Consider the following 22,603-nt stretch of genomic DNA (forward strand, 5'->3'; position numbering starts at 1 on the left):
GGACGAGACATGGCACGATCGAGCACCAAACGCGGATCCAAGAAGGCCACCAAGAAACGCGGCTCGTCGCGGGCCGCCGAGACGCCGACGGCGTGGCCCGCCCGGCGCATCGCGGTGCTGGTGGCCAGCGTGCTCATCGCGACCGGCGTCGTGCTCGCGGGCGGCCTGGGCATGCCCGCGCTCCGCGACCACGCGGCGGGCATCCTGGGGACCCGCCAGCCCACCCTCGCGCTGCACCTCTACCCGCCACGCTGGATGCCGCGGGACGAGGCCGAGCGCATCCGCCGGCTGGCCAGCGACGCCTACGCCGAGACGGCCACGGATGCCGCCAGCCCGAGCCGCGAGGCGCTCAGCGCAGCGCCTCTCAAGGCGATCCACGACGTGCTGGTCGATACCGGCTGGGCCGCAACGCCGCCCCGCGTCCGCCGCGGGCGGCTGGAAGCCGCCGCCGACGCGGAAGCCCGCCCGCGCAGCGACGTCATCGTCGAAATGGCCTGGCGACGCCCCGCGGCCGTGGTCCGCTGGGTCCCCCGCACGCTCGACGGCACCCGCGGCGCGATCCGAGATACCGCCATCGACCGCGAGGCCCGGGTGCTGCCGCTGGCCGGCCCCCCCGAGTCTCTCGCGGGTTGGCCCGTGATCCTCGTGCCCCAGGATACGCCCACCGCCACCGGCGCCGCCGGCACCACATGGCCGGGCCGGGACGTCGCCGACGCCCTGGGCCTGCTCGAACTGCTGGCCGACGAGGAGTTCTTCGAGCAGGTCGCAGCCGTCGACCTGGCCGAGTACGCGCGCGGCCGCCGGATGCTGCTGGTGTCCAGGCGGGGTGGCCGCGTGGTCTGGGGTGCACCCGAGGAGGCGGGCGTCTTCCAGGGCGAGGTCGACGACGCCCGCAAGCTCGCCAATCTCCGAAGTCTGGTGCAGGCCACCGGCTACATCGACGGCGGCGAGGCCCGCACCGAGATCATGCTGTCGGGCCCGGTCGTGCTCGAGGGCGACCCCGGCGCGCCATGACCGCCACTGACGAGCAGGCCGTCCGCGGCTCGCCCGCGCACGACCGCTGGGCGCACCGCCGCGCCGAGCCCCGAATGTTCGCGTTCCTGTGGGCGGTCTACCTGCTCGCCGCGGGCCTCTCGACCCTGGGCGTGGCGCTCACCCGCGGGCCATGGACGCTGCTGGACAAGTCGGTCTACCAGCACGCGGCCCGCATCATGCTCGTCTGCGTGGCGCTGGGCGTGGCCGTGCTGTGGCCCATGGTCCGCCTGAGCCAGCAGGTGCCCGCGAGCGGCCGATCGTGGCGGGCCATCGCCAAGGACCTCGTCGTGCTCGTGCTGCCGGTGCAGGCGGTGCTCTGGGCGCAGGCCGCGGCGCGATCGGGCTGGGCACTCGACCTGATCGCCGCGATGTCCGCGGCGCTGCTCGCCTGGCCGCTGCTCCTCGGCGCGCTGCTGGCCGCCGTGCTGCGCGGACCCTCGCCCGCCCCCCGCGATGGCGCTCCGCGGAGCGTCTTCGCCGGCGTGGACGGGCCATCGGCGGCGACGCGCTCGCTCGCCATGGCCGCCGTCATCGCCCTGGCCCTGCTGCCGCTGCTCGCCCTGGCGACCGGGCCGGCCTGGGCGGCCATGCTCTCGCCGGTCTCCGCCGTCGTCGATCTCGCCCGCGAGCGCGACGTCGGCCCTGCTGCGTCGTCGGTGGTCGACGGCCGCTGGGCCGCCCTCGCCGCCCTGGGAGCCGCCGCGGTCGTGGCCTGGCTCGGCGTCTGCCTGCTGGAGATCGCCAGCCCTCCCGCTCGCGGTGAGGGCCCTGAGGGCGCACGCCCCGGGGGCGAGGGCCCAAGTGGTCGCTCACCGGCGGACCAACTAGCATCTCCTTCGGTCCCGGGCACGGACGACCACGCTCAGGCGGGCCCTCGCACGGAGGAGCACTCCCCCATGGACATCATCACGCCCGAAGAGAAGGCCAAGCTCCAGCAGCGGCTGGCCGACCTCATCGCGAACCGGCCCAAGATCTCCGCCCGCATCGCCGAGGCCCGCGCCCTCGGCGACCTCAAGGAGAACGCCGAGTACCACAGCACCCGGGAACTCCAGGGCCTCGAGGAGGCCGAGATCCGCCGCATCGAGGAGCGGCTCGGCACCGCCCAGGTGGTCGACGACGACCTCGCCAAGGACGCCCAGGTCGTGTTCCTGGGCTGCATGGTCAAGATCCGCGAGGTCGGCAACGACGTGGACGAGATGGTCAAGCTCGTCGGCGAGTTCTCGGACGATCCGCCCGACGACTACGACGAGGTCACCGTCGCCAGCCCCATGGGCAACGCCCTGATGAAGGCCCGCGTCGGCGAGACCGTCCGCGTTAACGCCCCCCGCGGCGTCAAGCGGTTCGAGGTCGTCGAGATTCTCTAGGCGCTCCGCAGCGGCCATCCGGCCGCACACCCGCTCTTGCGGCGGGGCCGGCATGCGTCCGGCAGGCCCTGAGCCGACCTACGCCACCCCGCGCGACGCGGGTGTGACCGGCTTAAGGCCCTCGACGACCAACCCGACGCCGAAATGCGGCCGCGACGGATCCCAAGCCTGCGGTACTCTTCGTGTATCGCAATGCCGACGCGGGCCCGCACGCGGACCGCGCCGGCGGAAGGAGGATCCCCATGGCGGCACCCGGCACACTGGCGGCGATCCGCAGGACCGCGGCGTGCGGCGCACTGGCCGGCGGCGTGGCCGCGGGCGGCGTCGCGGCCGGCCTCTCCAGCGGCTGCGCGTTCCACGGCTCGCACTGGGGCCACGCCTCGTACCACCAGGCCGACTACGAGCTCAGCATCTCGGCCGAGCACCCCGGCGAGCCGCCCGACCTGGTCAAGGTCGAGAACTCCAACGGCAGCGTCCGCGTGGTCGAACACGACGACGCGAGCACCATCGTCATCGACGCCACCGTCCGCCTCCGCACCGACGACCGCGCCGAGCGGTTCGACATACTCGCCTCGGTCGAGGCCGGCAACGTGCTCCGCGTTCGCCCGCTCTGGCCCGACGGCCGCAAGCTCGGCAACGAATCGTGCTCGTTCCGCATCGCCGCACCGCGAGAGACCGCGCTGGACGTCCGCACCAGCAACGGCAGCATCGTGGTCGAGGGCGGCGACGAGGGCGCCGTGCTGCGGAGCTCCAACGGGGCGATCACCGTCGTCGATCGCGCGGGCTCGCTCGTTGCCACCACCTCCAACGGCAAGATCACCGTCCTGCGCACCCGCGGCGAGCTCGACCTAGAGACCTCGAACGGCGGCATCCGCGTCGAGGACGCCCACCTCGGCGACGGCGCCCTGCGCGCGGTGACCAGCAACGGCAGCATCAACGCCGAGATCGGCGACGCCCTGCCGGGCCGCGTCTACGCCCGCACCACCAACGGCACCGCCCGCATCTACCAGCGGCCCGAGGGCGGCTCGACCAAGACCATCGCGCGAGGCCGTACGCTGGAGCTGGCCATCGGCGACGCCTCGGGCGAGGTCGACCTCCGCAGCTCCAACGGCTCGGTCACGCTGACCACCCGCTGACCACGGCCGCCTGCAATCCCAGAAGCTCCAAAAGAACGAAGCTCCAAAGAACAAGGCCCCGGACGCTTCCACCCGGGGCCTTCGTTGTGTCGTCGTGCTGAACCGTGCTTCGGCGTTGCTAGTCGCAGCCGCCATCGAAGGCGGTCTGGAACGCCAGGAAGTCGAAGATCGTGAAGCTGCCGTCGCCGTCGAAGTCGGCCCGCGGGTCGCTCGTGTCGAAGGCGGTCTGGAACGCCAGGAAGTCGAAGATGGTCAGGCTACCGTCACCGTCGAAGTCGGCCGGGCAACTCGAGCAATCGATGGTCAGGATCTCGAAGGCGTCGATGCCCGCCTCGGTCACCGAGTCGTTGGGGTTGTCGGCCACCGAGAAGCGGATGCGGAACGTCGTCGTTGCGGGCACGAAGTCGGCGATGCGGTAGGCGTGCAGCGCCCACTCGTTGGGACCGCCGCTGAACTCCTCGACCTCGGTCCAGGTCGAGCCGCCGTCGCCCGACACCTCCACGAGCAGCGAATCCTGATCGGCGTCATCGTTGGTGAACCACTTGGCGAAGCGGACGTAGGCCTCGTCGCCCAGATCCGACACGTCGTAGACGGGGCTGGTCAGGATCGTCGGCCCGCCGTCGACGTCGGTGTTGCCGCCATCGGGACCCGTGAGATAGGCACGGCCCGAGCCGTCGAAGTCGCTGACGGGATCGCCGCGATCGCCTGATCCGCCGGGCAGCCCGCGGGACCACGCGCCGTCGTCGAGGTCGACGTTCTGGACGCTCCAGCCTGTCGAGGTCTCGAAGTTGTCGGCAAAGATGACGTCGGTCTCGCCGACGACCTGCGCCTTGTAGGCGATGAACGGGGCCGACAGCGGAGCGCGGAATAGCCGCCCGTCGGTGGCCTCGGCCTCGAACCAGTAATCCACGTTCTCGAGGCAGGGCAGCCCGGGCAGGGTGGCCTCGAACTCGCCGCCGCCCTGGGCGAACATCGGCACGACCACCGGATCGGGCTCGCCCGGCACGCTCAGGTGCATCCGCACCCGGTCGTCATCGACCTGGCCGGCCAGCTCGTTGATGCTCACGCGGACGGTCTCGCCGAAGGGGGCGAGCGTTGTGGGCGCGCCGCCGATGGGCTCGATCTCCAGGCTCGCCGCGCCGTCGGTGCCAACGTCAAGGATGAACAGGCCGCGCTCGATGTCCGAGACGATCACCACGCCGCTATCGAAGAACGGGTAGGTGCTCCACGCGCCGTTGAAGGACGGCGAGTCGCTGCCCGGGAAGGTGTCGAAGTAGGCCACCTCGGTGGGGTTCAGCGGATCGCTGCCCACGTCGAAGACGCGCAGGCCGCTGCGGTAGTTGGCCTGGTACAGGTAGTCACCCGCGAGGTAGTTGTTGTGGTCGACCGCCCGCCGGCCGCTGGTGAAGGTGCTCACCAGGCGGGGATCGGTGATGTCCGACACGTCGAAGACGCGGGTGGTCGTCACGCTGACGGTGTCGCCCTCGTCCAGCTCGTCGTTGAGGTAGAGCAGCTGCTTGTCGTTGCTCAGCCAGGCTTGGTGGGTGTACCGCAGGTCGGCGTAGCTGGTGCGGCCGACGCGGAACATGTTGCCCTTGTCGGTGACGTCGATGATCTCCAAGCCATCGAAGCCGTTGGAGCAGAACGCGATCTCGCGGCCCGCGTACGGGCCATCGGTGTACGTCACGACCTGGGCGTCGTGCACGTAGTGGGTGCTCCACGAGCCGACGATGGTCGGATCCTCGGGATCGTCGAGGCTGACGGCGATCAGGCCGCCGTTGGCGACGTTGGCGCCCACGAGGTAGAGGTAGCCCGAATCCGGGTTGGCCACAATGTTGTGCGTCGTCTCGTGGCCGAGCTGGGTCTTGTTGCGGACGAGCGTGACCTCGCCGGCATCGATGTTGCGCAGGTCGATCACCTGGATGCCGGCGCCACCCTCGCTCACGCCGTAGGCGTACTCGCCCATCACCTTGATGTCGTGCCATTGGCTCGAGGGGCCCGCGATCGAGCCGACGATCTTCGGATTGGTCGGATCGGTGATCTCGACGAAGCCGAAGCCCCGCTGCAGGCCCATGATGGCGTACTCGCGGCCCGACGGCGAGGTGTATCCCCAGCAGTCGTTGCCCGCGCCGTGGCCGCCCGGGAAGGCGCTCAGCGGGATCCACGACAGCAGCGTGACGTTGCTGGCGCTAAAGCTATCGGTCGGATCGTCGGGGCCGCCCGGTCCGCCATCCTGCATGGACAGCGACCACATCGGCGCCTCCACGGCGGGCAGCGCGTCGACCAACTTTCGCCAGCTGTCGTGCGCATCGGCGCTGGTGGACAGCAGGCCCGCGGCGCCCACGAGCAGGAGCGGCGAGGTCCAGCGCAGCGTGCGCACGAACGACGAGTGCGTTATCTTCATGTACGTTACTCCCCAGGCACGGTACGCACCCTTACTACGCGCTCGTTTCCCAGAATCCGCGTTGCGGCATCAGTTCTTGGAACGCAAGGCCCGACACGAGCGTTAGGCCTCCGGGGCCCCAGAGCGGGCCCCGCACTCCCTTCGCGCACCAACCCCATGGAGTTCCACGTGCTTCCATCCATAAGCAGAACGGTCTGGGCCGCCCTGCTGCTCGCGGCCGCCCTCGGCCTGCCCGGCGGGTCGGCCGCCGCCCAGGAGGGCCAGCGGCCGCTGTTCATCGACGACGCCGAGAGTCCCACGCTCTCGCTCGTGTGGATCCAGAAGGACGGCGAGCGGATCGAGCTCACGCAGACCCAGCCCTGGGGCACCAAGACCGATCGGCAGTGGCTGGGGTACAACGTGGAGTCCTTCGTGGCCGTCGGCGGCACCCGCATCGACCTCCAACAGGGGCACCCGCTCGGATCGGTCGTCCGCGTCGGCTTCTATAAGACCGATAACAAGGAACCCTTCTTCGTCGACATCAAGCCAGGCTCGGTTGTTGAGATTCACCTCTCGGGAGTGCGATTCCTCGAGGACGCCGAGCCGACCGTCGCGACGGCGATGCAGCACCTCCAGTACACGCTGGCCGACGTGCAGAGCTGCGGCCTGGACCCCAGCGCCATCGACCAGTACAACACATCCAATCCCGAGGACACCCTGGGCGACCAGGTGACCGAGCGGAACGCCCGGCCCGGCGTCCTGCGGCTTGTGGCGGCCGGCGAGCCCACCGAGCGGCGGCGGACGCTCGAGCCCTACGAAGCCGGCCGCAGGGGCCGCGACGGCGAGCCCGCCGAGCGGCGGGGCACGATCGAATTCCGCCGCGACGCCGACACCGGCGCGATCGGCTTCGTGGCGCAGATTCCATACGAGCTCTTCCGCCACGTCCGCGATCCCTGGCACCGGGCGGACCCGGGCACCTTCTTCGAGCCCTACCACTTCCACATCGAGTTCGAGTCGCTGCCGACGCGCGCGCTGGCAACCCCGGACGGGGCAGCCGCGGATCGCTGATCCGATAGACTCGGCGGTGGTACACCGACCGATCTTTGACGGCCACCTCGATCTGGCGTACCTCGCCGAGGTCGGCCGCGACATGCACGCCGAGCCCGACGACTGCCGCGGCACGCTGCTGCCCGCCGCCGTTACGCTGCCATCGCTGAAGTCCGCGAACGTGCGCGGTTGCCTGGCGACGATCTATACCGCCCCCGAGGACACCAACGGCGATCCGGGCTCGCACCTCGGACCCTCGGGGCACGCCTACCCCGCCGGCGATGCCGATGCCGCCCACCGCTGCGGCCTGCGGCAGCTCAAGCTGTACGAGGCCTGGCGCGACGCGGGCGTGGTGTCGTTCCTGGATGATGATCGCGACGCCCCGCTCCGCATCGGCGTGCTGATGGAGGGGGCCGACCCGATCCGGACGCCCGATGAGGTCGCGTGGTGGGCCGAGCGGGGCGTCGTCGCCATCGGCATGACCTGGGCCCGAGGCACGCGGTACGCCGGCGGCAACGCGAGCGGCGGCGGGCTGACCGACGCGGGCCGCGACCTCGTGCGGGCCATCGACGAGGCCGGCCTGTGGCACGACGCCTCGCACCTCAGCAATGCGTCGCTGGATGAACTCCTCGAACGCTCGACGGGCAGGATCTTCGCGAGCCACAGCAACGCCCGCGCGCTGCTCGACGACAACGAGCGGCACCTCACCGACGACGCGATCCGCGCCATCGCCGGCCGGGGCGGCATCATCGGCGTCAACCTGTACGCGGGCTTCCTAGATCCTGCGTTCCGATCGGGTCACACGAGGCCGCCCCTGGCGAGGGCCGCCGACCACGCCGACCACCTCGCGTCGATCGCGGGCCGCGACAGGGTGGCGCTGGGCACGGACCTGGACGGCGGATTCGATGCCTCGTGCCTGCCCGAGGGGGTCGAGCATCCGTCCGATGTTCACACCCTCTTCGGGTTGCTGGCCGATCGCGGCTGGAGCGAGGCTCAGCTGGCCGGCTTCGCGGGAGGCAACTGGGCGGCGCTGCTGGGCGTCGCCTGGCCGCCGGCGTGACCGCCCGAGAGACGGGCGGACCAGCGGTCGGCGAGCGTGCGCGGCGGGTCGTCATCGACGCGGCACACGGCGCACCAGAGGACGGGCGGGCCGAGCGAGGCGCCCTCGCCCGACGGCGCGGCCGACGGCGGCGGCGCGGGAGGCAACGCCGCGAGCGGCCGGAGCATCCGCTCCTGGTAGCGGGCGGGGCGGCGGTAGGTCGCCTCGGAGGCCTGCGCCTCGGCAAAGTCGGTCTGCAGCAGCTGCTCGATGCGGGCGATGCGGGCCTCGGGATAGGGGTGCGTCGAGAGGAACTCGGGCGGCCGCGCCGCGCCGGCGCTCATCGAGCCGAGCACCTTCATGACCTCCAGCTGGCCGCTGGGCTTGTAGCCGGCGCGGGCCATGTACCGCATGCCGAGCATGTCGGCGGTGAGCTCGTCCTCGCGGCCGTACTGCAGCAGCACGAGCTGGCCGCCGACCTGCAACGCTGGCACGCCGAGCTGGCCGTAGCGGCTGAAGGCGCTGTCCTCATCGGACACGCCGACCGCGATGGCCGCACCGGCGATGGCGATCTGGAGGAGTTGGGCGTTCGCAAGCCGCTCGTTGCCGTGGCGATCGGTGACGTGGCCGATCTCGTGGCCCAGCACGCCGGCGAGCTGCGCCTCGCTCGTGAGGCGAGACGCCAGCCCACGCGTTATGAAGACCTGGCCGCCCGGCAGCGCGAAGGCGTTCAGCACGTCGGAGTTGAGGATCTGGAACTCCCAGGGCAGATCGTCCGGCACGCCCTCCTCGACGTGGGGCACCATCGAGAAGCCGACCTCGGAGACGTACCGCCGGATGTTCTCGTCGGGGATGGGGCCGCCGAATTGCTCGGTGAAGCCGGGCGCGGCCTGGAGACCGAGGGCCGCCTCCTGCTGCCAGCTGATGGGGCTAAAGAAGCGATCACCCGTGGCCGGGCTCGTCTGGCAGCCCATGAGCGGGACGATCGCGATCAGCAATAGCAGCACGCGGCGAATCGGGGACATTCCACGGACCTCCATGGACGGGCGTCGGGCGGCGATATCGTGGAGGGTATGGAGCAGGGGCCGCCGAGTACGTCCGAAAACCAAGACCGCCCCGGCGCTCCGCCGCAGCCCGCCTGGACCGACGAGCGGCTCGCCGAGGACCCCCACCGCGATGCCGAGAAGGCCGACCGCGTGCAGCGGATGTTCACGGCGATCGCCGGCAGCTACGACCTCAACAACCGCGTGCACTCGCTGCTGCTGGACCAGCGGTGGCGGCGGCACGCCGTCAAGACCGCCGCCGTGCGCACGGGCGACGTCGTCGTCGATGTCGCCTGCGGCACGGGCGACCTCACCGAGGCCTTCGCCGCCACGCCCGCGGCGCGGGTCATCGGCGTGGACTTCACCTTCGCGATGCTCGAGCGGGCGCGGCGCCGCCAGCGATCGCTCGCGGGTGCGATGTCGGGCAAGATCGCCTACGTCGAGGGTGACGCCATGCGGCTGCCCCTCGCTGACGCGTGCTGCGACGTGGTGTCGATCGCCTTCGGCCTGCGGAACGTGCAGGAGCCGGCGCGGGCGCTCGCCGAATTCCGCCGCGTGCTGCGGCCCGGCGGGCGGCTGGTGATCCTGGAGTTCGGTCGGCCGCGGTTCCCGCCGGTGCGGTGGGCCAACGACCTGTACACGAAGGTCATCATGCCGCGGACGGCGACGTGGATCAGCCGCGATCGATCCGGTGCGTACAAATACCTACCGCGTTCGATCGAGACCTTCCTGGACCGGCCGACGATCCTGGCGATGCTGGGCGAGGCCGGCTTTGCAGAAACCGGCGCTCGGTCGCTCTCGGGCGGCATCTGCGCCTGCTATAGGGCGATCGCTAACGGGGAGTAGCCGCGATTTATCGGACAGCGCACGCGTTGCGGGCGATTGCTGCCGGCCCCCGAGATTGACGATCGATCCTCACCGATGCGAGCCCGTTGCGGCGATAGACCCCCGCCCGGGTCGGGCGACGCCGCCCGCCGGACACGCACCCGTATGGCCCCGATGCGCTGGGGCGGTGGAGGCTCAACCATGTGCACGGACGCGCTGCGGCAGCGGTTCTTCGACGTCCTGGTGACCGGCGATCGCGCCGGCGCCCGGGCGGTGGTCGACAAGGCGATGGAGACCGGCGAGTCCGCCGCCGACCTCATCACCGAGCTGTACTGGCCGACGTACGAGCGGATCGAGAAGCTCTTCCGCGGCGACCAGCTCAGCAAGCTGTGCCACCACTACGCCACGCGGCTGCTCCGCGTGCTGGCCGACCAGACGGCGGGCCTGATCATCCCGCAGGCCTCCAACGGCCGCTCGGTGCTGGTGTTCTGCGGACCGCGGGACTCGGACGACCTGGCGGGGCAGCTGGCGGTGGATTTGCTTATCGGACGCGGTTTCGAGGTCCGCTACGGCGGCGGCGGCGTTCCCAACGACGAGGTCATCGCCGAGGTCAAGGAGACCCAGCCCTCGATCCTGCTGATGTTCGCCAGCGGCTCCAACGACCTGCCGCACATCCGCCAGCTCATCGACACGCTGCACGAGATGGGGGCCTGCCCCGACCTGCAGATCGCGGTTGGCGGGGGCGTCTTCAACCGGGCGGCGGGCCTGGCGGACGAGATCGGGGCCGACATCAGCGGCGTGGATCCGCTGGACGTGGTCGAGCTGCTGATCGAGGAGCCCACACGCCGCAGCGGCAAGGAGCGGAAGGCCCGGGGCCCTCGGTCCGGCCAGGCCGTGCGGGCCGCCTGAGGCCACGGAATCGGAAGTTGGCGCGGGCGGACGGGGTGGTGGCCCCGCCTGAACGTCCAAGAACGACGCCGATGGTGGCGGACGGTCCCCGGCGGGGGTGCAACTCCGCGGGGACCTTGCTGTATAGTCTCGGTATCGCGGAGACCCACTCCCCATGGATCGCCTGAGCGAGCGAGAACTGATCGGCCGCGTGCTGGGTGGCGAGCGCGAGGCGGCGGCCACGCTGATCCGGGCCCACCAGGCCTCGCTCTATGCGTACATGCTTCGGATGTGCGGCAAGCCCGAGGTGGCCGAGGACGTGGTCCAGGAAGCCTTTGTCCGGGCGCTGACCAACCTGCACCGATTCGATCCGCGGTTCCGGTTCTCGACGTGGCTGTTCACGATCGCCAAGCGGCTGTACCTGAACGCGGCGCAGAAGTCGTCGCCGGCCTTCGACACCGACCGGGTGGGCATCGCCGCGGGAACGGGCGAGACGCCGCACGCCGCCGCCGCGGAGGCCGAGGCGCATGCGGTCGCGCGCAGCGAGCTGGGCGAGGCGCTCGCGATGCTGCCGGAGGTCCAAAGAGAGGTGCTGGTGCTCTTCCACCAGTGCGATTGGCCCATCGCCCGCATCGCCGAGCACCTGCTCATCCCCGAGGGCACGATCAAGAGCCACCTGCACCGCGGACGGCGGAAGCTGCGGGCGGCGCTGACGCGGGTACGCCTGCACGCGATGTCTCCCGTGCGGGAGGCGCAGCCATGAGCGAACGCATCCCGGAGCGGCAACCCAACGCCGACGCCATGCCCAACGCCCGGGATCTGGTCGATGCGTTCTTCGATGGCGAACTGGCCGCCGACGAGCGGGGCCCGCTGCAGAGTGCGCTGGCCGACGACCCGGAGCTGGCACTCGAGTTCTCACGGACCAGCGAGGCCGTCGCGCTGCTGCGGGCCGAGGGCGCCCGCGAGGCGCTCGACGTCGATCTCTCCGAGCGGGTGCTGCTGGCCTGCGAGCCCGGGCAGGGCTTCCTGAGCGGGCGGCAGCGGCGGTTCGTGCGGGCGGGCCGCGTGGCGGTGGCGCTCGCGGCGGTTGTGCTGGCGGCGGGCGTCGTCGTGTGGTACCGCGTGACGCCGGCGGAGCTGAGGCTGACGCCGAGCGAGCGGCCGCTGTCGGGCCTGGTGCCGCAGCTGCAGGACGACGCGGGCCAGGTGGGCCGGGCGTCGCCGGTGCTGGCCGAGGGCCTGCGCGAGGCCATCGACGGGGGCGAGCGGGACGCGGTGATGCTGGCGTGGAACCTGGACTCGGACCCCGTGGCGGCCTTCCCGCTGGCCCGCCGCGACCAGCGTGCGCCCCACGCCGAGGACCCGTTCCTGGCACGGCGCGACCTGGTTGCGGGCGACGGCCTGCTGCCCTCGACGGCGGGCACCGCGCTCGGCATGCGGTACGCCGATGAGTCCGATCGTCGCCGGCCTCCCTCGCTGGCATCGTCCGTCGACGCACCGCCGATGATCGAGCCGCTGCGGATGCGGCCGCGGATGGCGGCGCGGGTGACGCGGTCGTTCGATGCGGGGTCGGACCTGGGCTGGCCCCGGGGCGGCGCGGCCGACGGCGTGTGGCGGCGGACCTTCGCGGCCCCGCCCAGCGTGCCCTCGGGCGACGCGTTCCGCGCGACGCTGCGGATGTGGGTCGGGGTGCCGCTCGAGCACCTCCCCGAGTGAACACCATGCGATACGCCGGCTCGCTGGCCCTCGCGTTGATGCTCGCCCTGGCGGCGCCGGTGCTGGGATCCTCGCCCGAGTTGCTCTCACGGTTGCCCCGCGAGACCTCGATCGCGATCGCCGTGCGAGATGGCGCGGGCCTGCGTGGGGGCGCGATCGGGCACGCGGTGCAGCGATGGATGCACGAGCAGGGCGCCCTGGAGTCCTCGCGTCGAGCGTGGGGCGTGCTGGCGCGGCGGCTGGGCGTGGAGGAGGACGTCGCGTTCGACGGCCTGCTCGGGCGGAGCGCGGCGATCGCATTCGCGAGACGGACGCCGGGGGATGAGCCCGCGTGGCTAGTCGTGGCGGCGGTCGATAGCGCCCTGGATGCGCGGCTGGCGCGGCGCACCCGGGCGGTGCCGCGGCGGCTGGTGCACGGCCGGGCGGTGCTGGGCCTCGAGGAAGAAGCGTTCCTGCTGGCGACGCTGCCGTCCATGCCCGACGGGCGGCGGGTGCTGGCGTTCGCACCCGCGGAGTCCGGGTGGCTGCTGTCCCGCACGCTGGCGGTAGCGTCGGGCACGGCCCCGTCGTTGCCGGCCGAGCAGATCGCCGAGGTCCCCGAGGGCTCGCGGATCAGCGCCTTCGTGCGGGACGAGCCGATGCCCAGCCTGCTGGGGCCGTGGGTGCGCAACCGGCTGCCGCTGGTGGTGTCGGCGTCGACGCGGGACGCCCACGTCGACGTCCGGTTCCGCACGGCCCGCGGTGCACTGGATAGCGCGCCGCAGCGACCGGCGAGCCCGCTGCAGCCGGTCGACGAAGCGTTGATGGTCGTCCGCGGGCCGACGGACCTGGCCGTCCGCGGCGTGCTGGACCACGCGGGGCTGGGCGGGGTGCTTCCCAGCGGCGTGGCGCTCGCCGAGGGCGTCAGCGAGATCCGCGTCGTGCGTGAGGGCGGCGGCACGCTGGAGCTGACCGCCCGGGTGGCCGTCGAGGGCGGCGCGCCGCGCCGGTTTGCGCGCTTCGAGGCCTTCGCGGGCGAGCTGGTCGAGTTCGACGTCGAGCCCGTGCGGCTGGTGCGGATCCGGGGGCTGAAGGACACGCCGGCGTCGCGGGCGCTCTTCGGGCCCGAGTCGTCGCTGGCGTGGACCACCATCGACCACCGCGACGCGACGCGGGACCTGGTGCTGGCGGTCACGCCGGGGCGGGCCGACGGCCGGCAGACGCCCGCGGTGGCGGCGGTGCTGGGCGTCGCCAGCGGCGGCCCGCTCGACCCCGACGGCTTCAGCGGCCTAGTGCGGCCCTACGACCTGTGGGCCCGGGTGGCCCACCTGGGCGACGAGGGCGGGCTGCCCGCGCTGGCGGCCCTCTTCGAGAGCGTGGAATGGTCGGCCCACGCCGAGGGCGATCACCTCGGCGGCTCGGTCGTGCTGCGGCTGCGGTAGCCGGCCCCGGAGCAGCGCTGGGCCCCACCACTGGCGTACTACCCTGTGCTCCGATCCGGCGCGTGCCGGCGGTCACGCACGCCCCGAGATCCAGAGCACCTATGGCCGACCACGGCATCCGCAACGTGGCGATCATCGCCCACGTCGATCATGGCAAGACCTCGCTGGTGGACCAGCTGCTCCGCCAGAGCGGCAACTTCCGCAGCGGGGAGCTCGAGAAGCTGGCCGGCGGCCGCGGCGAGCTGATCATGGACTCCAACCCGCTCGAGCGCGAGCGGGGCATCACGATCCTCTCCAAGCAGTGCGCGGTGACCTACCAGCGGCCGGGCGGCGGGGCGTACGCGATCAACATTGTGGATACGCCGGGCCACGCCGACTTCGGCGGCGAGGTCGAGCGCGTGCTCCGCATGGCCGACGGAGCGCTGCTCTTGGTCGATGCCTTCGAGGGTCCGATGCCGCAGACACGCTTCGTGCTGGGCAAGGCCCTCGAGGCCGGTTTGCAGCCGATGGTGGTCATCAACAAGTGCGACCGTCCCGACGCGCGGCCCAAGGAGGTGATCAACGAGGTCTTCGATCTGCTCGTCGAGCTGGGCGCCGACGAGCTGGCGATGGACTTCCCGGTGGTGTATTCGTCGGCCCGCGACGGCTGGGCGGCCGCCGAGATGGACGACGCCCGCGAGGACATGCGGCCGCTGTTCGAGGCGATCATCGAGCACGTGCCGGTGCCCGACGACGATCCGGCGGCGCCGCTTCAGGCGCTCATCACCACGCTGGCGTACAGCGAGTACGTCGGCCGCATCGGCATCGGGCGGGTCTTCGCCGGCGAGCTGAAGCAGGGCCAGCAGGTCGCGATGGTGAAGCGCGACGGTGGCCAGAAGCTCGTGAAGATCGGCGGGCTGCAGCGCTTCCAGGGACTGGGCCGCATCGACGCCGACGCGATCGGCGCGGGCGATCTGTTCGCCGCCATCGGCGTCGAGGGCGTGGATATCGGCGATACGCTGGCCGACGCGGACAAGCCCGTTGCGCTGCCGCCGGTCGCCATCGACGAGCCCACGGTGTCGATCGTGATGCGGATCAACGACTCGCCCTTCGGCGGCCAGGACGGCAAGTACGTCACGAGCCGGCAGATCCGCGATCGGCTGGACAAGGAGCTGCAGAGCAACGTCGCGCTGCGGGTCGAGCCGGGCGAGAGCGGCGACGAGTTCGTGGTCGCGGGTCGGGGGCTGCTGCACCTGGGCATCCTCTTCGAGACGATGCGCCGCGAGCAGTACGAGATGAGCATCGGCCGGCCCCGCGTGATCATCAAGGACATCGACGGCGAGCCGCACGAGCCGCTGGAGCAGCTCGTCGTGGACTGCCCGGCCGCGAACGTCGGCAAGGTGATGGAGCTGGTGGGCGCCCGCAAGGGCGAGCTCAAGAAGATGGAGGACCGCGGCGCGGCGAGCCATCTGGCGTTCGAGATCACCAGCCGGTCGCTCATCGGGCTGCGCAGCCGGCTGCTAACGGCGACGCAGGGCGAGGCGATCATGAGCCACCGCTTCGACCGCTACGTGCCCATGAGCAGCGAGCGACCCGAGCGGCCCGCGGGCGTGATGATCGCCACCGAGGCGGGCCAGGTCACCGCGTACGCCGTCGAGCAGCTGCACGACCGCGGCGTGCTGTTCGTCAAGCCGGGCGAAAAGGTCTACGGCGGGCAGATCGTGGGCGAGCACAACCGCGACAACGACATCCCCGTCAACATCGTGCGGCTCAAGGCGCTGACCAACATCCGCAGCGCCAACAAGGAGGCGACCGTCACGCTCAAGGCCCCCAAGACCCTGAGCCTGGAGGATGCGCTGGAGTACATCGAGGACGACGAGCTGGTCGAGCTGACCCCCGCCAGCGTGCGGCTGCGGAAGCGAATCCTCGACGAGGGCCAGCGCAAGCGGGCGGAGCGGCAGGCGAAGGACAGGGTGAAGGCGGGGGCGGCGATCTGAACTTCGGTCGCCACCACCGAGAATCCAAGCTATCATCTCGGCTCCGCCGCGGGACGGGCTTCAAGCCGGGGGCTGCCGCCCCTGCCCCGGGTCTCGTGCGGAAGATGGTTGGGCCCCTCGATCGGGCCGGGTGAGCGGATGTACGCGATCATCGAGGAATCGGGCGGCCAGCGGAAGGTGGCCGAGGGCGAGGAGATCCTGATCGACCTCGTCGAGGGCGGCGAGATCGAGAAGGGCAAGGCCATCACCTTCGACAAGGTCCTGGTCATCGGCGAGGCCGGCGGCGGGGCCAAGGTGGGCACGCCCTTCGTCGACGGCGCGAGCGTGGCGGCCGAGGTCGTCGAGCCCGTGTCCAAGGGCGAGAAGATCTTCATCTACAAGTACAAGCCCAAGAAGTTCTACCGCCGCAAGACGGGCCACCGCCAGCGCTACACGAAGGTGAAGATCACGGGCCTGAAGGGCTAGGTCATTTTCGATCGCTCCGTAGCGGCCGTCCGGCCGCGACGCTCGCTTTCGAACGGCCTCGCCGGAGTGAATCCGGCGGGCCTGAGCGGACGCACGCGCTACATCTGGATCGAATCTGCTCTAGCGATCGCCCTGCAGCGCGCGACCGAACGAAAGCGCCCGCCGATCGGCGGGTGTTCTGCGTTGGTGGGTCCGTGCCTGCGCGGATCTACGGGCAGCCGTTCTCGATCAGTTGGATGGCGGTCATCACGTCCATGAAGTCGAGGGTGCCGACGGGGGCGGCCAGGTCAGCGGTCATGTCGCCGGCGTTGTAGAGGTTGATGTAGGCCAGCAGGTCGAAGATGTTGAGGCTGCCGTAGCGATCGTCGAGGTCGACCACCGAGCACGGGCCGACGTGGACGACGCGATCGGCGAAGTCGCCCACGGTGCCCGCCAGGACGGTCGGCGTCCCGCCGCCGGGCCACTCGATGGTGATGGTCACCGCGTCGGCCTCGTCCACGCTCGAGCCCAGGCCGAAGAAGGCCTCGGCGGGCTCCTGGCCGGCCATGCTGGTGCCGGCGGTCAGGATGCGGGACATGAACAGCGACTCGGCGGCGCCATCGACCTGGACGCGGACGACGGTGCCGATGGCGTGGAAGTTGGCGCCGAGCTGCCGCGGGCGGATAGTGAGCCAGCGTGCGTCGGCGGCGTCGAGCGGCTCGTTGCGGAGAATCTGGAGCTTGGAATCGTCGCAGCCGGTGGCACCGGTGAGCATCAGCGTATGGATGACGTCGAGGTCGCCGTCTCGCTCCAGGTCGGCGGCGACGATGCACGAGCCACGGTTCTCAGCGTTCAGGTCGGGCGCGGGCATGTCCCAGAAGGCGGGCTGCACGCCCGGATCGGCGGCGTTGATCATCATGCGGGCCAGATCGAGGCAGTTGTTGAAGCCGTTGGTCATGGCCAGGTCGGTCCAGCCGTCGCGATTGAAGTCCTGGAAGGTGGCGCCCCAGCCCACGCCGAAGTCGCCCGACACGCCGGCCTCGCGGGCCCGCTCGACGAACTGCACGGGGTCTGCCGAGCGGGCGACGTAGAAGTCGTTGGTGATGGCGCTGTCATCGCTCTTGGCAACGAAGACATCGAAGAGGCCGTCGTTGTCGCAGTCGCCCAGCGTGGCGCCCATGTCGTTCTCGGGGATGGGGCTGGTGGCGCCGGCGGCGAAGGTCACGTCGTCGAAGGGGTTGAGCAGCCGGACGCCGGGGCGGGCGGGGTCCTCGTACGTGCCGGTGTTGAGCCAGAGATGGTTGTGGTCGAAGTCGATGGCGGCGTAGACGTCGAGCAGGCCGTCCTCGTTGAAGTCGTGCATCAGAATCTGCCAGAAGCTGCCGAAGTGGTCGGTGCCGGGCTCGGGCACGCCGGGCGCCATGGTGGCGATGGTGACGTCCTCGAAGCGGCGGCCGCCGGTGGCGTCGCCGGGCACGTTGAGCAGCAGCCGGGCGCCGATCTCGTAGGGCTGGTTCTCGCCGGCCTCCTGCCAGAGCCCGATCATGACGTCCATGAAGCCGTCGTTGTTGAGGTCGCCCGCGGCGATGCTGCCGGCGTGGCGGCGGAAGATGGGGATCATCGCACCGGGCTGGAAGGCGGCGTGGTCGCCGAGCATGTCGATGGCGTCGATGCCGGTCTCGGTGCTCACGTCGGCGAACGTGCCGTCGGGCAGCTGGCGATACAGCCTGGGCTGCGTCCACGCCTCGTCGATCTCGGCGGTGCGCTCGGCGAAGGCGTCGCCGCAGACGATGAGGTCCAGGCGGCGGTCGCCGTCGTAATCGAACCACAGGGCGGCCCGGTTGCGGGGCTTGGCGGGCAGATCGCATCCCGAAACGCCCACGGCCTGTGCGATCTCGTCGAAGGTGCCGTCGCCGCGGTTGGCGAACAGCAGATCGCAGTTGCCCTCGCTGTTGGGCACGAACAGGTCGACGTCGCCGTCGTTGTCGAAATCGGCGGCGGCGACGCCCATGGTGTAGCCGTTGGCGGCGGCGTACGGGTGGGCGGTCACGCCGGCGGCGTCGCTGGCATCGATGAGTTCGAATGGCGTCTGGGCCGTGGCGCTCGCAGCGGCGAGCCCCGTGAGTGCAAGTGCTGTTGTACCAATAGATAGCGTGTGCTGGGCGAGCATGCCGAATCCCCCACGGCGCTCCGCAGCGGTGCTGCGGGAGCGCAGGCTCTCCACGAAGTCGGCATTCCTCGCGGCGCGATTGTCGCGGAATGCGAACTGCGTGTCAAGACGAACTAGGGCGAGGGGGATGGCGGCGGATCGCCCGTCGGCACGAAGGTGCCCCGCGTGCGGTCCTTGGCGACGCCCGGGAAGCGCAGGGCCTGGCCGTGGAAGACGCACCAGACGCCGGGCTCGAGCACGGCGGCCGCGAAGAGGGCCTCGGTGAGGTTCTGCAGGCCGTCGCTCCGCTGCATCGCGAAGGGCCGCATCGCGCCCGTGAGCACGATGGGGGCGGCGGGCCGCGGGAGCTCGTCGTGCAGCCGACGGCCCGTGTCGGCCAGGGTGTCGGTGCCGTGCAGGATGACCACGCCCGTGGGCCGGTTGGCGAGGGCCTCCCCGGTGGCTTGCACGATGGAGTCGCGGTCGGCCTCGGTCAGATCGAGGCTGTCCTTGCTCATCAATTCGCGGACCTGGACCTCGGCGTCGGCCAGACGCAGGCGGCGGAGCATCCGCCGGACGATGGAGCGGTGGTTGGCCAGCTCGCCGGTGAACTCGTCGTAGGTCTTCTCGATCGTGCCGCCGGTGGTGAGGACGGCGATCCGGCGGGCGTGGTCGGCTTGGTTCGCGGACGCTGGCATGGGCGGATTATCCGCGGTCGATTCCTAGGATTCCGCCAACGGAGCCAGCAGCTCATCATCCGAGCCCCCGCACCATGAGGGATCACGCCGTGCCGACATCCACCGCCGCCGACGCCCTGACGCAGTACCAGTGGGAGCCGCAGCCCGAGGCGCAGGCCCTGGTCAATCGCCTGCTCGCTCGGGCGAGGGCCGCGTGCCCGCAGATCGAGAATCTAGCGGGCCGGATGCTCGACGAGACCGCCACCCGCTTCCAGGACTGGGTGGACTTCATCGAGGTCGAGGACGATGCGGGCATCCGCGATGACCTCGACCGCGTGGGCTTCGAGGCGGCCGAGCGGCCGGGAGCCGAGCAGGCGTTCCACCACCCGGGCGGCATCTTCCCGATGATGCTGCTGCGGCGTGGCGGCGGCGCGGATCGCGTGGGCCTCAAGGTCGATAGCGTGGCCGACTTCCTGCACGCGTGGCCCGTGATGCTCGATCCGGCCGCGACGGGGCGGTCGGCCGAGGTGGACGCGACCATCGAGGGCGGCCCGGGCACAACGCTGCGGATGGCTCGGGCGTTCGCCGGCGGCGGCTGGGAGCTGTGGGCGGTGGAGCGGCACGGCGACCGCGGCTTCGAGACCCGCGCAACGCAGCCCGCGTTCGCGGCTGCCTGGTTGCGGCACGCCGAGGCCATCTACAACCGCCGCCGGGACTTCGAAGACGCCGCCGACGGCTTTGCGCACGCGATGGACCTGGTCGACGCGGCCATCGGCGATCTCGGCCGCGACGCGGCGTGCGACCTCTTTTTCGAGGGCGAGCGGCGGTACTGGATGCGGCGCAACACGGCCGCCCGTGTGCAGTACGCGCGGCAGTGCCGGCTCGGACTGGGCTGGGCCAACCACGACCACCACACCTACCGGTCGTCCCGCGAGCAATTCCCGCGGCTGGTCGCGCTGCTCGAGAAGCTGGGCTTCTACTGCCGCGAGCGGTTCTACGCGGGCGCGGAGGCGGGCTGGGGCGCACAGGTGCTCGAGCAGGACGAGACGGGCATCGTGATCTTCGCCGACGTGGACATGAGCCCCGAGGAGGTCACGGGCGACTTTGCGCACGCCGGTTTTGCCCCGCGGGAGGGCGACGAGCTGGGCACGGTCGGCCTGTGGGTGGCGCTGCACGGCGAGGCGGCGATGCAGGCGGGTATGCACCACCTCGAGTGCATGTTCGACCACCACGCCCTCGTCGAGCAACTCCAGGGCGAGAGCGGCATCGCGACGATGGACCCCTTCACTACCTTCCCCTACCTGCGGCAGGCCTTCACCGAGGGCGAGCGGTGGATCGTGCCGTCGCACCGGCTGAAGCCGCTGCTGGATCGCGGCACGATCTCACGGGAGCAGGCCGAGCTGTTCGCGACCAAGGGCGCCGTGGGCAGCCACCTGGAGAACCTGGAGCGCAACGACGGGTACAAGGGCTTCAACCAGACCGGCGTGAGCGACATCATCGCCCGCACGGACGCCCGGAAGCTGGCGGCGACGAGCTAGGGAGACGACGGCCGGCGCAACGTGTTCCGCCGCGTGGCCGCTATGTTGGAATGATGGGCCGCTCCCGATCGGAAGGCTGCGTAGGGGTGCTGGACGTTCTTGCGCTCGCGACGCTCCCGGTTGCCGGCGGCGGCGGCCCGATCACGCTCCTCAGGCTGGCTGCATCCCCGGCTATGCAGCGGCCACGATGACGCTCTCGTGGATCTACCGGCCATCGTGCATCGACGACTTCGACGCCGATGGTGAGCTGACGCTGTTCGATTTTCTGGCGTTCCAGAACGTGTTCGGGCTGGGTTGCCCCTGAGCGTTCGGAACACGTCCAAGATAATCAGGATCCATCTCGGATCGTGCGTGATCGCGACATCGTCCGCCGTGTCAGACGACTAAATTCTGCCACGAAGAGCTGCCAGATTCGCCTGTACGTCCGACCTGTCATGGAAGAATGTCATAAGATCGTCGATCGCCGCGAGGATCTCGTCCCGCTGCCGACCACTTCTGATCTGGTTGATGAGCTCGGCAACCAACAGGTCACCGATGAGCCCCGGGCGCACGGCATCGGCGATCGCGTAGAGCTCGGTGCGGTAGGCATCGATGGCCTCGCGGCCGGTCTGCATCTGCCGCAGGGGCGACCTGGCCTCCCGACGCGAGAGAAACACCCAGTGCGTCGAGTTGAGGAGGATGTCGAGGAATACCTCGCGTCCGTCGGGGCCGTCGGCGCCGATGGGTCGGAGCAGCGATGCGCTGTCGAGCACCTCCGCGCACCGGTCCGAGGGCGCCCCGTCGGACCGCGTCGCGACGAGCAACTGGAAGGCGAGCTTTGCGCCGGCGAACTGCTCGGAAACGGCCGCCGTCGCCTGCTCGAAGAGAACGGTGAGTTCCTCCGGCCAGTCCGTCGTCGATGAACCAGCGAGCCGCTCGCCGTAGTGCTCCAGCAGCGTCGCGGAGATCTCCGCGTCACCCCAGCACGTTTCGGGGAACAAGCCGACGACCTTGTCCGTGTGACTGTGGTTGCTCGCAGCAACGTACGCATCGATCACGTTCCGCAGGATCGTGATGAAGCTCGGTCGTTCCAGTATGGCCGGCTCGCGCTGGAACGCCTCGAGGATGGCGATCATCCGATCGCGGTCCGAGTTGGAGTAGCTCTCGCCCAGATCGAATCGAGTACTCAGGATCATCGCTTCCAGGAAGAGCTGGTCGATTTCTAGCTGCTTCTCCACCGCGGCCGGCACGGCGTTTCCGGCGATATCGGCCGAGATGGCCTTGCGCTGTGCATCAAATCGCTCATCCAAGGTCGTATCGAGCGATGACTCGATGGCAACCATGCGGCCCTCGATGTCGGCTTCGACCTTCCGGTCGAATGCCTGCTGGAAGACGTAGCCGATGATCGCAAAGACGCCGACGATCGCCACGGTCGTGAAGCTGGCGATCGTGCCCACGATGAGGCCCACGCGGCGGAAGCGATGATCTTCACGCTCCGTCGCAAGCCTGTTGACGCGCTGGGCGACCAGCGAGACGACGGCCTCGGTGCGCTCCTCGGCGCTGAGCACCTCGCCCGCCCACGCCCCGCGCACCCTGGCATCTTCCGCGTCGCGCTCGATGGCGTTGCGCCACGCGCCGAGATGGCCCGGCGTGATGGACACCTTGAGTTCTACCTGCTCGGCGTGCTGCCCCCCCTGTTCGAGGGAGTCGAACTCGGCCTGGGCACGCAAGATGGCACCGAGCATGGCCTCGCGGTAGTTAGATTCGGTGTTATTCGGAGCAATCGGCATGTGACCGTCCCCTATTTGCGGGTGAAGGGACCCTGCGGACTGCAAGGCGCAGCGGCACGAAACGCCTATCTGCTGTTCTAATGCGGCGTTACTAACGAGCGGCGGCTGTCGAGCAACGCCAGCCGGAGCGATCATCTAGATGTCGGAAGACCC

Annotated in this window: 18 protein-coding genes; 13 read left to right on the plus strand and 5 right to left on the minus strand. The window is 70.6% G+C overall.

Annotation, left to right across the window (positions count from 1 at the left end):
* Nucleotides 1-9: 9 nt before the first annotated feature.
* From AAFX79_06045 to AAFX79_06055, 3 genes are all read left to right on the plus strand, one after another.
* On the plus strand, nucleotides 10-1,014 hold the full coding sequence (locus tag AAFX79_06045; protein ID MEO1008106.1) for a hypothetical protein: 1,005 nt from the start codon (nucleotides 10-12) through the stop codon (nucleotides 1,012-1,014).
* Nucleotides 1,011-2,399, plus strand: coding sequence for a transcription elongation factor GreA (greA, locus tag AAFX79_06050; protein ID MEO1008107.1), 1,389 nt, complete (start codon nucleotides 1,011-1,013; stop codon nucleotides 2,397-2,399). Before AAFX79_06045 ends, greA begins: the two co-directional genes overlap by 4 nt.
* 242 nt (nucleotides 2,400-2,641) lie before the next feature.
* Nucleotides 2,642-3,535, plus strand: coding sequence for a hypothetical protein (locus AAFX79_06055; GenBank protein MEO1008108.1), 894 nt, complete (start codon nucleotides 2,642-2,644; stop codon nucleotides 3,533-3,535).
* A gap of 118 nt (nucleotides 3,536-3,653) precedes the next feature.
* On the opposite strand, the gene AAFX79_06060 is transcribed toward AAFX79_06055, so the two are convergent.
* Nucleotides 3,654-5,939 (minus strand): choice-of-anchor B family protein, encoded by a 2,286-nt coding sequence (locus AAFX79_06060; protein MEO1008109.1) that lies wholly within the window; start codon nucleotides 5,937-5,939, stop codon nucleotides 3,654-3,656.
* A gap of 168 nt (nucleotides 5,940-6,107) precedes the next feature.
* On the opposite strand from AAFX79_06060, the gene AAFX79_06065 reads away from it, so the two are divergent.
* Both AAFX79_06065 and AAFX79_06070 read left to right on the plus strand, forming a co-directional pair.
* Nucleotides 6,108-6,986, plus strand: a complete 879-nt coding sequence (locus tag AAFX79_06065; protein MEO1008110.1) for a hypothetical protein — start codon at nucleotides 6,108-6,110, stop codon at nucleotides 6,984-6,986.
* A 16-nt stretch (nucleotides 6,987-7,002) separates the two neighbouring features.
* Nucleotides 7,003-8,025: a membrane dipeptidase gene (locus tag AAFX79_06070; protein ID MEO1008111.1), complete on the plus strand. Its 1,023-nt coding sequence runs from the start codon at nucleotides 7,003-7,005 to the stop codon at nucleotides 8,023-8,025.
* Here the strand turns inward: AAFX79_06070 and AAFX79_06075 are convergent.
* Nucleotides 7,959-9,029 carry a M48 family metalloprotease gene (locus AAFX79_06075; protein MEO1008112.1) on the minus strand — a complete coding sequence of 357 codons (1,071 nt, stop codon included), beginning with the start codon at nucleotides 9,027-9,029 and terminating at the stop codon, nucleotides 7,959-7,961. The two genes, AAFX79_06070 and AAFX79_06075, sit on opposite strands and share 67 nt — an antisense overlap.
* Nucleotides 9,030-9,077: 48 nt before the next feature.
* On the opposite strand from AAFX79_06075, the gene ubiE reads away from it, so the two are divergent.
* From ubiE to rplU, 7 genes are all read left to right on the plus strand, one after another.
* Complete coding sequence (ubiE, locus tag AAFX79_06080; GenBank protein MEO1008113.1) at nucleotides 9,078-9,893, plus strand: bifunctional demethylmenaquinone methyltransferase/2-methoxy-6-polyprenyl-1,4-benzoquinol methylase UbiE; 816 nt, start codon at nucleotides 9,078-9,080, stop codon at nucleotides 9,891-9,893.
* A gap of 180 nt (nucleotides 9,894-10,073) precedes the next feature.
* Nucleotides 10,074-10,781: a B12-binding domain-containing protein gene (locus AAFX79_06085; GenBank protein MEO1008114.1), complete on the plus strand. Its 708-nt coding sequence runs from the start codon at nucleotides 10,074-10,076 to the stop codon at nucleotides 10,779-10,781.
* A 154-nt stretch (nucleotides 10,782-10,935) separates the two neighbouring features.
* Nucleotides 10,936-11,523 carry a sigma-70 family RNA polymerase sigma factor gene (locus AAFX79_06090; protein MEO1008115.1) on the plus strand — a complete coding sequence of 196 codons (588 nt, stop codon included), beginning with the start codon at nucleotides 10,936-10,938 and terminating at the stop codon, nucleotides 11,521-11,523.
* On the plus strand, nucleotides 11,520-12,476 hold the full coding sequence (locus AAFX79_06095) for a hypothetical protein (GenBank protein MEO1008116.1): 957 nt from the start codon (nucleotides 11,520-11,522) through the stop codon (nucleotides 12,474-12,476). Before AAFX79_06090 ends, AAFX79_06095 begins: the two co-directional genes overlap by 4 nt.
* A 5-nt stretch (nucleotides 12,477-12,481) precedes the next feature.
* A complete protein-coding gene (locus AAFX79_06100) occupies nucleotides 12,482-13,897 on the plus strand; it encodes a hypothetical protein (protein ID MEO1008117.1) in 1,416 nt (471 codons plus the stop codon).
* 101 nt (nucleotides 13,898-13,998) lie between these two features.
* A complete protein-coding gene (gene typA / locus AAFX79_06105; GenBank protein MEO1008118.1) occupies nucleotides 13,999-15,873 on the plus strand; it encodes a translational GTPase TypA in 1,875 nt (624 codons plus the stop codon).
* 138 nt (nucleotides 15,874-16,011) lie between these two features.
* Complete coding sequence (rplU, locus tag AAFX79_06110) at nucleotides 16,012-16,338, plus strand: 50S ribosomal protein L21 (GenBank protein MEO1008119.1); 327 nt, start codon at nucleotides 16,012-16,014, stop codon at nucleotides 16,336-16,338.
* Between the two features lie 208 nt (nucleotides 16,339-16,546).
* Here the strand turns inward: rplU and AAFX79_06115 are convergent, their stop codons facing one another.
* Nucleotides 16,547-18,487, minus strand: coding sequence for a VCBS repeat-containing protein (locus AAFX79_06115; protein MEO1008120.1), 1,941 nt, complete (start codon nucleotides 18,485-18,487; stop codon nucleotides 16,547-16,549).
* 113 nt (nucleotides 18,488-18,600) lie between these two features.
* Nucleotides 18,601-19,164 carry an asparaginase domain-containing protein gene (locus AAFX79_06120; protein MEO1008121.1) on the minus strand — a complete coding sequence of 188 codons (564 nt, stop codon included), beginning with the start codon at nucleotides 19,162-19,164 and terminating at the stop codon, nucleotides 18,601-18,603.
* Between the two features lie 89 nt (nucleotides 19,165-19,253).
* Here AAFX79_06120 and AAFX79_06125 point away from each other — a divergent pair, with 89 nt between their 5' ends.
* A complete protein-coding gene (locus AAFX79_06125) occupies nucleotides 19,254-20,681 on the plus strand; it encodes a hypothetical protein (GenBank protein MEO1008122.1) in 1,428 nt (475 codons plus the stop codon).
* Nucleotides 20,682-21,064: 383 nt separating this feature from the next.
* On the opposite strand, the gene AAFX79_06130 is transcribed toward AAFX79_06125, so the two are convergent.
* Nucleotides 21,065-22,585, minus strand: coding sequence for a hypothetical protein (locus tag AAFX79_06130; protein MEO1008123.1), 1,521 nt, complete (start codon nucleotides 22,583-22,585; stop codon nucleotides 21,065-21,067).
* Nucleotides 22,586-22,603: the final 18 nt, after the last annotated feature.

Source organism: Planctomycetota bacterium, assembly GCA_039819165.1.
GTDB lineage: Bacteria > Planctomycetota > Phycisphaerae > Phycisphaerales > UBA1924 > JAHCJI01.